The sequence below is a fragment of the Pseudoalteromonas amylolytica genome (genome assembly GCF_001854605.1).
In the GTDB taxonomy this organism is placed as follows: Bacteria; Pseudomonadota; Gammaproteobacteria; order Enterobacterales; family Alteromonadaceae; genus Pseudoalteromonas; species Pseudoalteromonas amylolytica.
In genome coordinates this window covers 471,499-484,760 of record NZ_MKJU01000025.1, presented here as the reverse complement: position 1 = coordinate 484,760, position 13,262 = coordinate 471,499, and the positions used below count along the sequence as shown (strand labels likewise).

At 44.9% G+C, this 13,262-nt stretch carries 17 protein-coding genes; all 17 read right to left on the bottom strand.

The genetic code is table 11. From position 1 onward, the window contains the following. Positions 1-293 precede the first annotated feature (293 nt). Entirely contained in the window at positions 294-3,254 is a 2,961-nt protein-coding gene (locus BET10_RS08725) for a hypothetical protein (RefSeq protein WP_070985009.1), read from the bottom strand. Continuing rightward, positions 3,251-3,793: a phage tail-collar fiber domain-containing protein gene (locus tag BET10_RS08720; RefSeq protein ID WP_070985006.1), complete on the bottom strand. Its 543-nt coding sequence runs from the start codon at positions 3,791-3,793 to the stop codon at positions 3,251-3,253. Before BET10_RS08720 ends, BET10_RS08725 begins: the two co-directional genes overlap by 4 nt. Further along, positions 3,790-4,617 (bottom strand): phage tail protein I, encoded by an 828-nt coding sequence (locus tag BET10_RS08715; protein ID WP_070985004.1) that lies wholly within the window; start codon positions 4,615-4,617, stop codon positions 3,790-3,792. Before BET10_RS08715 ends, BET10_RS08720 begins: the two co-directional genes overlap by 4 nt. Then, positions 4,610-5,611 (bottom strand): baseplate assembly protein, encoded by a 1,002-nt coding sequence (locus BET10_RS08710; RefSeq protein WP_070985002.1) that lies wholly within the window; start codon positions 5,609-5,611, stop codon positions 4,610-4,612. Before BET10_RS08710 ends, BET10_RS08715 begins: the two co-directional genes overlap by 8 nt. Positions 5,612-5,715: 104 nt before the next feature. Beyond that, the gene (locus BET10_RS08705) at positions 5,716-6,177 is read right to left on the bottom strand and encodes a hypothetical protein (RefSeq protein WP_083330478.1); all 462 of its coding nucleotides are present in this window, start codon (positions 6,175-6,177) and stop codon (positions 5,716-5,718) included. 11 nt (positions 6,178-6,188) lie between these two features. Next, positions 6,189-6,962 carry a hypothetical protein gene (locus BET10_RS08700; RefSeq protein WP_070985000.1) on the bottom strand — a complete coding sequence of 258 codons (774 nt, stop codon included), beginning with the start codon at positions 6,960-6,962 and terminating at the stop codon, positions 6,189-6,191. 99 nt (positions 6,963-7,061) lie between these two features. Further along, positions 7,062-7,367 (bottom strand): hypothetical protein, encoded by a 306-nt coding sequence (locus BET10_RS08695; RefSeq protein ID WP_070984998.1) that lies wholly within the window; start codon positions 7,365-7,367, stop codon positions 7,062-7,064. A 2-nt stretch (positions 7,368-7,369) separates the two neighbouring features. Beyond that, positions 7,370-8,248 carry a hypothetical protein gene (locus BET10_RS08690; protein WP_070984996.1) on the bottom strand — a complete coding sequence of 293 codons (879 nt, stop codon included), beginning with the start codon at positions 8,246-8,248 and terminating at the stop codon, positions 7,370-7,372. Positions 8,249-8,327: 79 nt separating this feature from the next. Further along, positions 8,328-8,585 (bottom strand): hypothetical protein, encoded by a 258-nt coding sequence (locus tag BET10_RS08685; RefSeq protein ID WP_070984994.1) that lies wholly within the window; start codon positions 8,583-8,585, stop codon positions 8,328-8,330. Positions 8,586-8,623: 38 nt separating this feature from the next. After that, on the bottom strand, positions 8,624-9,148 hold the full coding sequence (locus tag BET10_RS08680; protein WP_237124957.1) for a phage tail-collar fiber domain-containing protein: 525 nt from the start codon (positions 9,146-9,148) through the stop codon (positions 8,624-8,626). 123 nt (positions 9,149-9,271) lie between these two features. Continuing rightward, entirely contained in the window at positions 9,272-10,177 is a 906-nt protein-coding gene (locus tag BET10_RS08675) for a phage tail protein I (RefSeq protein ID WP_070984991.1), read from the bottom strand. 9 nt (positions 10,178-10,186) lie between these two features. After that, positions 10,187-11,011 carry a baseplate assembly protein gene (locus BET10_RS08670; protein WP_070984988.1) on the bottom strand — a complete coding sequence of 275 codons (825 nt, stop codon included), beginning with the start codon at positions 11,009-11,011 and terminating at the stop codon, positions 10,187-10,189. Positions 11,012-11,115: 104 nt separating this feature from the next. Beyond that, complete coding sequence (locus tag BET10_RS08665) at positions 11,116-11,364, bottom strand: hypothetical protein (protein ID WP_070984986.1); 249 nt, start codon at positions 11,362-11,364, stop codon at positions 11,116-11,118. Beyond that, positions 11,361-11,759 (bottom strand): 3TM-type holin, encoded by a 399-nt coding sequence (locus tag BET10_RS08660; RefSeq protein WP_070984984.1) that lies wholly within the window; start codon positions 11,757-11,759, stop codon positions 11,361-11,363. Before BET10_RS08660 ends, BET10_RS08665 begins: the two co-directional genes overlap by 4 nt. Beyond that, positions 11,759-12,175 (bottom strand): glycoside hydrolase family protein, encoded by a 417-nt coding sequence (locus BET10_RS08655; protein ID WP_070984982.1) that lies wholly within the window; start codon positions 12,173-12,175, stop codon positions 11,759-11,761. The genes BET10_RS08660 and BET10_RS08655 overlap by 1 nt, the downstream gene beginning before the upstream one ends. Positions 12,176-12,184: 9 nt before the next feature. After that, a complete protein-coding gene (locus BET10_RS08650; RefSeq protein ID WP_070984980.1) occupies positions 12,185-12,556 on the bottom strand; it encodes a hypothetical protein in 372 nt (123 codons plus the stop codon). After that, a complete protein-coding gene (locus BET10_RS08645) occupies positions 12,534-12,809 on the bottom strand; it encodes a helix-turn-helix domain-containing protein (protein ID WP_070984978.1) in 276 nt (91 codons plus the stop codon). The genes BET10_RS08650 and BET10_RS08645 overlap by 23 nt, the downstream gene beginning before the upstream one ends. Positions 12,810-13,262 lie beyond the last annotated feature (453 nt).

Here is a 13,262-nt window from a genome sequence, read left to right as displayed (position 1 = left end):
ATTTTGGCAAGTATGAAGTACGTCAATCTGTGCAAAAATGGCATAGTTTGGTATTTGCAAAAAACACCCGTGCCAACAAACAGATCAAAAAAATGGGCATAAGGCGTTAACCTTATGCCCACTTCACGGGAAAGACTACTTTTTCAAATTTAGCGAAATAGTAGCAAGTATTTTGAAAAGAAAACGGTCAAGTTTGACCGTTTTATAGTCGGTAGGAAAATAATCAGCGATGATCACTTGACCGATTGGAATAGCCTGATCATCGTCCCCCCTGAATATGAGCTTGCCAACACTTAGTTGCTGGCGATACCGATAGGGAACAAGGTGTGATGACAAAATGCACTGACACTATTGCCATTAAAGTCAGTTTTAACATTTTCACCATCTAACAGTGTAATGCGCTTGTCATCACCCCAGGAGGTCGGTTCATACGGGATTAAATATTCGTTTCTATCCAATCCTTTAACACCGACCCTGCCATTGGGCTGTTTGACCCAGATGTCCGCATTCCAATTGACTGTTGATGATGTGTTGCAATACCAATATTGGCCATCCATTGCACTGGTCCCTGCATTATTTTTAACAAAGTAGACCGACCCTTTGACCATATCCATGGTGAGGTTTGTGCTATTAATTTCAATCGGCTCGACGCTATCAAGTTTAAGTTCGCTGCCGTTAAATTGTAGATAGTACAAACCATTCTTTGCGGTTAATGAATATAAGGCTTTACAACCGGCATTATCTAGCGTACCACCTAAGTGGGGTAATACCTCGTGTTCTGGCGCTTCATCACGCACTAACATACCCGCAAGTAAGTTTACTTTCGTTACCGGTACAAATGCGTTGGTGGTATAGCTAATTGAGGTGGGAACTTTGCCAGTTAGGCTCGTTTGCAAATATGCACCAAAAGACGCCCTTGCATCATTACCACACCATACTTTACCCGAGAGCGACTCGATTTTGCCCAGCGCAGCTGATACCGTTGAGTCTGCTTTAGAGTCATAAAAGTACAGCGCAACATTATCTTGCGCAAACACCGTCGGGTGCGAAATGGTATTGCTTTGCGCGACCAAGTTCATGGCATTGGTGCTGGTCTCCCACTGCTCACCGTTATAAAAAGTCACTAAATCATTGTCGCCGCTAATGGCTTTTCGATTTAAAGCAAAGCGTTCGCCACTGCCATCTGGTACATGATTCGGATTCCATTGGCCTATCACCCCTTGCGGAAACAGCTCGACTACCTTGTCGGGATCGCCGATAATATCAACATAAGGCAGTGATTCAAACTCACAACCTTGGTAATCAGTGGGGACGATAATCTGTGCCTTTATGGTGCTCGCGCGACCAGTATCAATCCAATTTGCGTTACCATTGTTGGGGTTGATGAGCGCAATATGTGTACGACTGTTCAGTAAACATGCCCTATCGACCTTCACCCAAGTGTCAAGCGGATGACCTCCAGCATAACTGCCCAAATCTGTGTCACCATAGTCCAAGAATTTAATCAGTACGGTTGGTATGTCAAACTTTTGCGTGTCGGCATAGCTAAAGTATTTAGCTCTGTTGAACAAAGGCAAGTTCTTGGTGAGTGGATTAGGGTTAACATTATTGTTAACGTCGATATAAATCGTCATTTCTGAGTCATGACAAAAGTCTGTATTAATCAACGTATAAGGCACGCATCCCTTGCCGCGCAGGGCGCCTGTCACCGCCTTAGACATGGTGTCTTCCATCAGTCGCATAGGCTCGAGTTTATTCGCATCAAGACGCAAGTCTTCCACCAAACCGGCATAAATTGTGTCGTGATATTTATAACGGCTAGGTCGCCCTGTTTGACCTGAAGTCACAGATGCATAGTTAACATGTCGACCAATGCGTGATGCACTAGGTAATTCAAAGCATCCTGCCCTGCTTGGGTAATAGTTCGCAGGCAGCGTATTCCAGTGGTAGTTTGCCACGTTAGTTTGTGTGAACTGCGCCGTTCCCATTGGATTAAATACTGGGTGATACGCCCCCTGATTCAAGCGTTGCACCAATGCGATTGGCACAGCCATTGGCTTAGTGCCACTGTGGCTTGATACGCCCATCGTTTGGCCTTCACCTTCGGCAATCCCTAAGTCATCGCTGCTCAGCAACGTTTGATTGTGACTTTTCTTCACAAAAACAGTCTTGGATACGGTCGCACTGCTACCTTGTACATAGGCAATCCGCTTGCGGCCCGCTAATGCCCATTCTGTGGTAACTTCCGGCACTGCGGGGCGAACATCATTCCAATGATCTGAATAGCCTTCCACCACTCGGATACGATAGCGCACTTGGATCAAAGCATTTGCGTGAGGGTCGTAATAAATATTGTGCTCGGGCTGTGCCAAAAATACCGTTTTTTGCTCGTCACTCAAGGATGACCATTTGGCACCGTTGCCCTGTGTTGCCGTATCCCATTCACCAAACGCGCTATAGCTCTGCGCAACTTTATTATTACTCAGCGTGATCCCGTTATAATTTCCTATACCGTACTGGACGTTACCCAAGGGATAAACGATATCTTTGTCGCTAATGTCTTCATGCCAGGTTTCCAAAAACACTAGATCTTTACGCGTCGTCACCACTTTGTTGGTGCTGGTTTCTGCCATAAAAGCATCTTCTGACGTGTCATGCTGTGTCACCGTACCTGTGGCCGTGTCGTAAGTTTTGGTGCCATCAGGAGCGGAAGGAAATCTAATATGGTTTTGTGTTGATGAATGCGCAACCCTAGAGACATGGTGAAGCACATTGCTCACCAAAACTTTAGGGTATAAAGCGCTTGACGTACCATCATGAGAGTTTGACGCAGCTTCCCCCATCAACAGCGTATTAACGCAGTTCGGCGAAATATATTGCCAAATTCCGATATTGACGTTTTCTGTTGCTGTGCCTCGGTTATGCCTGCCCCACTCTACAAAACCACTGCCCGCGTATTGTTGCGCACGTTGTTCTCGCAGCGCTTCAAACTGCACCTTTGACATGGCAGGCATCCACGGTTTGATGGCAGCATCCATTCGGTTTTCAATCTCAGCATTCACCTGTGCGGCATCCGCTTTAACCTTATTGAGCACTGTGGTTGTTGCCGATGACATATCGATTTTGGCATCACTCACCGCCTGTTCAATACGAGTGACTTGTGTTTGCACCGCTTGTGTCAACGCATTACTTTTGGTGGCAAGTTCCGCATTGGTGGCATTAAGCGCCTGAATTTGTTGTTCTATGGTGCTCATGATAACACTCCTTTTTGCGCAAGTTCGTTGTATAAGTTAACAATAGTGAGGTTGGTTTCTAGCTGAGAGATCAGCATGTTGGTTTGTACTTGAGTCATGTGCAAAAACACATCGTCGTAATACAAGCGTAAATCCCCCTCATGAGTCACCGTGATGGCATCATGAGGCGCTGCGCTGAGTAGCAAGTCAAAGCCCTGCACCACCGTTGCCAAAGGGGTGAGATAAAACAGCACATTGGTAGGATGTGACCAAACAGCAAATAACGTCCCGTCAGAGAGAAAAAAACCAACCTCTTTAACGCTGTAACTGGTATCACTAGTGAATTTACCTGACACGCGAAATTGACCATTTTTGAAGTCAACCGCATCTCCTGTTGGCACCCTGTCTCGTTCATTTTTTAGTTGCGTTTGAGTGCGTTCAGGCGTGTAGCCTTGGTCGCCAATGGCAATATGACTCAAATGCACGCTTAAGCCTTTTTCTTTGGCATTTACAGCGGCATTTAAGCCTGCCTGAGTAATAATAGGTTGGTAGGTACTCATGTAAGTTCCATGGTTAATGTTTGAAATGTTGTACAACCCGACGTGCTAGCGATTCGCATATCGGGAGCGTTTAGCTGTGTGTCACAAAGCGCTCTCAAGGTGTGGTGTTCAATATGTAGATGGTTGGTCACACACTGTGCAGATACAGAAACGGGTTCAAAAACGTCATCTACGTGTTGTCTTAATGACTGCGATGACAGCTGGATATGATTGGTGGTCGTGCTTGCGCTAATCTTGCAGCTTTCAAATTGTCCGTCGGCACATTGTTGTAAAGCGCTTTTGTGTATTTGACTTGTTTGCCCAACACATGAAATATACAGCTGATTTTGTTGTATATTTCCTATTTGAAAATCAATCTGTGTTCGTGCTGGTTTATTTGCCGACACTGCTTGCCATAACTGCGCCTGAAGCTTTGGGGTAATAAAACTCCCCCCTTGCACATTAAGGTTATTTTTGGCTAGCGCCAGTATCGTGGCGGTATGGGGCACGCCACCTGTTTGCCACCACTCTTGCAGCTCAATGTCCGCATCTAACGACAACAGTGCATGCTTCAATGAGCCAACCGTGCCTTTAACTCTATGATTAGGAACACTTTGGGCAATAACTTGCCTTTGAATGTGTTCAGGCCAGGCGCTGTCCCATGCATCTACACTCAACCCATCAGCAAGCCATGGCAAAAAATGAGCAGGACATTGCCAAGGGTTCCATAGGTGTTGCAGCGGCACTGGAACATTTTCTACACGAGCACCGGCAGCTGAAAGCGAATGCTCAAATGAAGAGCTGTTTACAGGCAGAAGTGGGTCATGCCTTTGAGTATCAGACATCACGCTGCGCCTCAACACCGATTTCTATACTTTGGCAATGTGCCACTTCTTTATCAGCAACGAAAATGTCTGCACTTGGGCTTTGCAGCTCAACACGCTGAACGCCCGCACCATGTAACACGGCATACAGCCCTGAAAGTGAAATATCATGGCCAAATTTCTGGCGCTGCTTCAACCAATTCTCACACTCGGCATATACCGCCTGGTAAACATCATCACTATTAAAACCAGGGTAAAGGTGTAGCTTAGCCTTGATGGTAAAGGTCTTTATTGCAGGCTTTAGCAAATTAATTCTATCGGTCAATGGACGAACATCATCTTGATTTAAAGCCGCCAAAACCGTCGCTAATACCTGCTCAGAAGGTGTACCATCGGTTTCATCACTTAGTAACGTGATGGCAACATCACCGGGCACTGGTTGTTCAAGTCCTGCATCATAGGTGTTTTGTAATAGCATAGTACCTGCTGGCAGACTGCCCACCAGCTCATCAGGTGGAAGCTGCATAACAAACTCTGGCGCTTCAATGAATACATCCTGGATGTGGCTGGATGCTTTGAAACAATGATAAGCGTATGCCCCAGTAGGACCCGCTGTACTAAATCCCTCTAATGCCAGTTTAATTCGAGTGCGAAACCTCTCATCGCTCTCTTTTATCAGCTTGCCTTCTGCTTCATCTGTGGGTTGACTTGCTAAAACAGCTCTAGTCACCCCAAAACGTTGCCCCAAAAAATCAAGCTCTTCACCACTGGCTTTGGCGAGTAAAACAGCTTCAGCACCTTCATTTATACGCTGCCTGATTAACAACTCACGATAAGCAAAAGTCTCAATAAGCTTAATGACGGGATCACTTACATAATTAAGTTGCGCATCTGGAAAACGCTGTTGATAGTCTTCAACAATCGCGCGCTTTATGTCTTCAAAGCTTAGGGGTTCTATCAGGTCTGGGGTGGGAAATTGGCTTAAGTCAATAGCACTAAAATTGGTCAGACTCATACAAACTCCAAATGTTTTAGGAAGCAAACCTACTCAAAGTAAGTAAATATGCACAATGCAAAACGGGAGGACATAGCCTCCCGTTTTACTGCCACTTTTTGATGTTAGCTTTGCTTTAATATTTGGCTTACGCCTTGTGCTCTTGTGCAAATTTCATCCATCACTTGAGCTTGCCCTTTCACCTGATAAGGAAACTCTAAGCTGCCATCTGTGACTTGCTGCTCAATGCTGCCAATCGCTGCCTTTAAAGACTCTGTCGAGGCGCGCATTTCAGCAAGACTTTGCGCTTGGCTTAGCTTGTTAATAAAGCCACTGAGTTCATTGAGCAAAATATGTGTGGTATCCGAGGTGGTGCCAAGTATAGAAGCGTTGTCAGCGACTTGTTGGTTGATTGATTGACGTGAAGTTTGGCGAGAAAGCTCTGCTTGCTCAGCCTCACTCAACTGCACTTCAAATATAGCTGACTCACCAAATTGTTCTAACACAAGTTGTGCTGTTATATGCTCTGGGGTGTTTGCATTATAAAACTGATCTACTTGTTGATTATTTACGATTAATTTAGCCATGGTTACTCTCCTTAGTCATATGCATTTTGATCGGCGTCGCCTAGGTATGGGAATTGGCCCCATTGCCCTGTGGACAGATCTACATCGCCGGTTACGACCGCCGGCAATGCGACTTGAATAATGCCTGTTTCGGTTTCTGGTTTGCCTTCCCCTCCCTCAACGTATGGGTGACAGTGAGAGTAGTGGTTGCGAGTGGACGACACACCATAATTTAAGCCACATAACTTAGCAGGTTCCCCTGCTTTTAGACCATGACACCAGAACTTGCTAGGCACTAGCCCTTTAACATGTTTTACGACAGCGGCAATCGTCGTGTATGAAGAAAAACGGAAGTATTGATACATTAAATAGGAAAATACATGGCTGTTATCACCTCTCCTATTGGGATAGTATTCCAGCTCCCAAATTTTAAAACTGTTCGCAAAGTACTTGTGATCTGAATTAATCGCCTGTAAGAACTCACGGGCAAGTGCAGAACGCTGCTCGGGTTCAACGCCTGTGGTGACCGTTTCAATCACTTTGGCACTTTTAACAAAGCCACCGCTCCAGTATTTAGGAAATGTTCCCTCATCATTAGGAATAAGCGCTTGGTTTTTAGTAAGCCTAAAGTGAGATTGTTTATCTCTGGCTGAATTGATGTAGTTATTTACTTGATTAATATAGCCGTCAACCTTGGTTTTGGACTGCTCCACTTTGGCATCTATATCAACAATTTTGTTATCTACTACTGTGGTGAGGTCATTAGATGCCTCGATTAATTTGGCAATATCTTGTTCTAAAGCCATTTTTGTTCTCCAACTAATGGACTTGCCATACTGCTAAACTGGCAGGGTTAAAATAAAAAAACCCGCTTAAAAGCGGGTTTTATGTGGTTTAAAATAGAGTTATGCAGGCTTAGCGTAGGTCTCTTTAATGGCATTTCGCTTTGCCAACCATGCATCTTTGGCAGTAACAGCTTCTGGTGAAGTCTCACCAAACTCTGTCACTGCTGCCATATAGTCAAAAAATAGGTAGTCACTTTCTTGGCTATATTGTGTGCGCCTTAATGCTTGTATTTCTTGCTCATCAAAAATAAGCTCATAGTCATCCGCGGCTACTTCAGCTTGCTTTGCGACATGCTCTGCATGAACCGCATCTTTAACGCCACCTGCAAAAATTGTTTGCGTTGAAATTTGTTTTAATACCGCCATGATTATGCTCCCTCTTCATTTGCAGGACCGGTGTGAGAATATGGATGACCAACGCTATCGGCCCAAATGAAGTTGTCACCATGATCACCGGTGCCAACATATGGCAGCGCAACCGCTACTTTCATTTTTCCAATACCGCCGAAAAATGGCTGGTGGCATCCGCCCCAACCTTGGCGAACAGCATGTTTATACTGCCATCCTTTACCCGCATCATTGGCACCAGCGGTAATATTCGCAGAACGGTTACTTGACGGATGAAAAGTTAGGCGGCCAGAATGTTCTAGAACGTTCACCCAACAGCTCGCCTGAGTCAGGAATTCACCTCTGCCCCATCCAGTAAACGTTGGGCACCCCTGATTTAGCAGATATAATCGGCCATAATTTTCGTCCGTAGCCATCCCTTGTGTTATTTCCACATCGAAAAGCAGGACTCTGAAATCACTACCATAGTAGGTTTCACTATCAGAGCGAAAATCGCCTAACGCGCGATGGAACCCAGCATTTGGGCTTAGGCCGTAATCAGCAAGCATCTTATTAGTGAGCTTGGTTACAGTAGAGTTTCCTTGTGAACCGTTATAGTAGAAACAGCTCCAAGGCGCACCGTGAGATTGCATAACATCAACCGCGGTACCTTCTGGATGGTCTGCATTAATTTTGGAAAAAAGTTTGGTATCTGACAGGTTATTTGGCGCAAGTGGCAACGCTTTTTGAAAACTCGCAATTTTCGCATCCACCGCTTGCTCTTTTGCAGACAGCTTGCTGTCTATCTCCTGTGATTTTTGATTCAGCGTGGTCGTGATCTGTGAAATCTTGCCATCTACCGTTTCGGTTAATCGATCGGTTGAATCTATCAACCGGCCAATATCTTGCTCTAAAGCCATGAAATTTCCTTGTAATATTTTCAAATACAAAAAACCCACTAGGTGGGTTTACTTGTTGAATAATCAACTCTTTGCAATATCAATAGTCAGGTTTAGGATATCTCGATTGAACAGCCTTTCTTGCACCTAGCCATGACTCTTTCGCTTGAAGAGAAAGCGCGTGATGCTCTCCATATTGCGCACAAGTCGCTAAATATTTAAATGCTAACCCATCCGCTTCTCGCTGGTAGGCGTTGTTGCGAGCATCTTTGCATAAAGCGTGCTGATGCTGTGCTTTGGCATCATTTAATGTTTGTACGGCTTGCTTTGCCAAGGTAGACGTGTGCTTACATGTCATGTTCAATTCCTATTCTCTTACTATTTGATATTTATTATTTAAAGTACACCCGCATCCATCAAAGCAAATTTTTGCTTGAGATGACGAGCCATGTTGCCGATTTGCGCTGCCCCTAATTTGGCAAGCTCAGGGGCTATCAGAATGTTGAGATTGACCCCTTGGTCAATCACGGTGATCGATTCTGCTGGCACTCCCGTTAACACCAAGTCAAAGGCCAGCAATAAGTCAACTTCGGCTGATTTATAAGCTATCGGCTTGTCTGGGCTAGAATAGACGGCAAACAAGGTGCCATCTTCTAGATAAAAGCCGACTTCGTTGACCCAAAAGTTGTGACTGGTGTCGTCAATCACACTCATATGAATTTGCGAATTGCCTTTGTATTCACCGCTGGCAACTGAAATGCGGTGTACTTCTGATTGCAACGCGCTGCGGCTTTGGTCTGGGGTATAATTCCCCGTCCCTAAACCGATTTTGCTAATTTTGGCCTGAAAGCCATTTTTGTCTGAATTAAACACCGCCTCCAATCCGGCGGTGGTAATCGTTGGCCGTAAGATTGTGCTCACTGCACTTACTCCTTTTACGATAGAAATAAAGCAGTTACACGGCATGCCGAGTGGTAAATTACACCTGTCTTTTCGTGCCGCTAGGCAATGTGTATGCGTTAACCAAATGCGTATAGCCGCTAACTACTCAGTTGGATGTAAATAAAAGCGCCCAACGCTCATGCGTCGGTTATTAAAATGACAACCCGCCGCAAGGCCTGACTGTAAGTAATAACAACCAGCCGGAAGCTTTTGCGGGCTTTGCATATAGAATCGCGCAACGCTGTGGCGCTGATTATTAAAATGGACTGCTGCACCTATGATGCTTTGTGTGCGACCTTCAACCGCTTGAGTAAATCCATGTTGGCGATTCAACCCAAAGCGCCTTTGGCTTGCCACTGTTAAGCCCGCGGTTATTTCGCTAGGCGCAGCTTTTACCGGTACGGTATCGTAGTTAAACCGCCCTACCTGCAAGGCACTGCTGGTTGAAGCAACGGCTAGAGCGCTATTCATTTTTACGCCAACCAAAAAGTCAAAGTGGGCGCGTTGGGGCTTGGTATGGTTTGTTACTCGATAAATATCATCATACAACTGCTTCGATAACGTAATGGTTTGACTGGTGTATGCCTGTTCGTTGGCCCACGCAATAAAGGTGAATGTATTCGGCTCTTTGCTGTGTATCGGCACTAACACCGCATCGTCAACATCTTCAAACCATTCAAAAAACTCCATCACAACACCCAGTGATGCTAAGGCGCGTTTTACCGCCCCCACCGTGCCTTTATGTTTGTGAATCGTTACTGAGTTTTGAATAAGCGTACGTTTTGCTTCTGTAGGCCATTGCTCATCCCATTCATCAACCGATAAGCTCCAAGCAAGCCAAGGTAGCAGCGATTCAGGGCAAGTCTCTGGATCCCAGTGTTTTGCCACATAATCAGGAATTGATTTACCAGTTCTAAAGTGACTAGCACGCTCATGTGCTTGCTCAAACCCGCTGGCGTTTGGCGGCAGTAGAGACTGAAACTCATCAACCGTTTGTGTTTTTGACATCAATCACTCCTACAAGTATTCAATGTTGATTGAATCTGCAATGGCGGCTTCGTCAATCTGGCATGTTATGTCATCATCCGGCGTTAACAGCTTCACCTTACGCACGCCAGCTTGATGTAGCATATCGATGATCCCCGACTGGGGGACTTCTTGCCCCAATTTATAGTGCTCGAAAATAAAGGCTTTTAACTTGCTTTTGACTTGTTCATCTACCTGCGCCTTATCAGCGATTTCGTTGAGGTAAACTTGGGCTTTGATCTGGTATTTCTTGGGCACTACTTGGTGCACCTTGACCAAGTCTGTCAGCGGCCTAATATCTTCATCATTTAGATGAGCCCTAACTTGACTGATCACATCGATGGGATCAGCACCTTGTTGAGGAAGTACCTTTACATCAACCACACCTGGTTGGCTCGAATACACGTAAACATCTTTTACGCCTTGCGTTGCAGCCATCGTTTGGTACTCGTATGCCCCCATAGTGCCTGCCATGCTATGGCTTTCTAACGACAAAGGAATACGAGCACGATATCGCTCATCACTTTCATTTTCAGAGCGTTGTACGCCAAACAGTACGCCCAGATGGTCAAGATCTTTGCCTTGCGCATAAGCCACCATCACCGAGCGTGCAGCGTCGTTGATACGTTGGCGCAACAGCAGTTCTCTGGTTGCGGCAATTTCCAGCAATTTAGTCGCTGGATCTGACTCAAGTTGTGTGTACTCGGGTATTGCCTCTACCAGCGCGTTTTGCATTTGCTGATAAATAGTTTCAAATTCTAAGCTTTCAATCACATCTGGCACCGCCAAGCGTGATAGCTCAATTGCATTGTTCACAGATTACTCCTTAATGGAAAACTCGGTGCCGTGTGCTTTATTGCGCACACTCATGTGAGAAGAGTTACGGGGTGATGTTTAGTGGTGAAACACCAAGTTGATACTTAGTCTTGGCGCAGGTTGCTACCAAGTAAGGTATCGAGCTTCTTATCTATTGAATCTAATCGCTTTTCAATTCGTTTTTGGTCTTCATTGCGGATCTGCTTTAAATGAGACAGCTCTTGCGTGTTAGTGGTAATACGCTTGTCTAAATCTCCCAGATAAAGAATTCCTGATACCAACAATGTAACCGTGGTAATAATATGGGCTAAATTGAGTTCCTTTTTCATTTGCCAATGCTCTGGTTGACTCACTTGGCAACTCCCTTCACTTTTTCAAACGTTCTCAGCCCAGCCAAACCCAACATACCTAAAGTCAACTCCAGCATCACCTCTAAAGGTAATTGCGGCGCCCCCACATCAGGCCAAAGCCATTGTAATATTGGATTAATGACGAATGAAAACAAAAAGCCAAAGCCACATACCCATAATAAGAAGGGCCTAGCACCTGCAACAAAAACACTTCGGTGCGATGCACTTAGTGCGTTGATCTTTGCTTGTACTTGAGCTGATTTGGCGACTAATCGCGCTTTAAGTAAATCTTGTTTAAGCACTTCTTCTTCGCTGGTAAACAGCTCATCGAGGATGTTTCCGACCGTCTGAATAGGGTCTTGCGTCGCACTGCCAAATAGTTTCGCCAAAAACCCCATTATTGCCACTCCCCTGTCAGCATTTGCTTAGCAAGTTCGTTGGCTCTATTTGGCACCTGATTTGCCCAACGACTATTTAGCATCTCAAGTGCTGCTTGCTCAAAGTTACCCCGCTCAACATGCGTAAGCATTTTCTTAAAACCCATTAATCCATTTAGGCCTAAGTTAAATGCCATGTTAATCAGTACAGCCATACGCGCTTCATTGCACTTGCTCACATCAATACGACGCTTTACGCCCGCTCTGGCCTCTTGTACATCATGGGCTAATAACTGTTCGGCTTCTTCCTCACCGACACCGTTATCATCGAGATTACGACCATACCCTATGGTCAGTTTGCCTCCTGTACAATAATAAGGGTACTGCTTGTACCCTTCGTGCTTTTTGATCTGTTCGACCGTGATCATCAGCGACATAGTTACCCCTTATACACTATTAAGGTTGGTCGAGAATTCGACCAACAAACTGCGCTCAGCTTTGACTAACCAAAACTCTGCTGAACGTTTTGAGTCAAAGCCAACTAACTTTGCAGCATCAGCCAATGTGCCAGACATTAAGTAGCGCGCGCGAATGGCACGTATACATTCAGGCCTCATTGCTGCTATTAGCTGGGTAATTAACTCAATTTCTTGCGGTACTGACATCGCGTCAGCCCCCATCGCACCGCCCGTTGGTCGACCTGATGAATCACTCATCGAGCTGCGCTTAAAACCTTTGCCATATTCTCTGGATTGCCAAAACTTTCCCCAACGTTTCAAAGCACTTCGAACTTGTTTAATCGTTATGTGTGTCGTCATGATTTATTTTTCCTATAACTTCTAAAATATCAAGTAAATACACGTCTTCAACTAGGCTGATAACGTCGTTCCATTTGGGGTCAAACTCACGGTTCTCCCAACGCCTTAATGTGCGTTCTTCAATACCATAGCTCGCCGCAGATTCCGCTTGGGTATAGCCACGTAATTGGCGTGCAAAGCGCAAGATTTCTCCGCCACGAGGGGTTTTTCTGGTTGTAAAGATTCTTGCAGGCTTGGAAGGTGATTGATTCATTACTGTACTGTTCCCTTTAATTTCTTAATTAACTAAATCATCGCTGGTGGTGTGTGACTGCGGCTGCTTAAACAACCATCGAGTACATGCAACGAGACCGTACAATTGAGCGGTAGCCAAACTTCAGTAAATAATGTCTTTTTTCTTGGTACGTTCCCTAGGTACCAACTAAACAAAGTTTACTATTGGCTAATTACCAACTCTTTGGAGCATTGAATTACGAAAATGATTCACAAAGTTTGCTAAACATAAATTGCTGATATTCTCGCCTGAGTTTTGTTTTGCTCTGTTTGGTATTTATTTACAATCTGTCTAAAAAATTGTTCTCAATGTAAGCTAATCTTACCGTTTTCTTGCCCCTAAAACAGGTCAAATATGACCTATTATTATAAAGTTACGCCTTATCCCTCCTCGCTTTAATTACTGACTGAAAAACATACAACTAATACACAT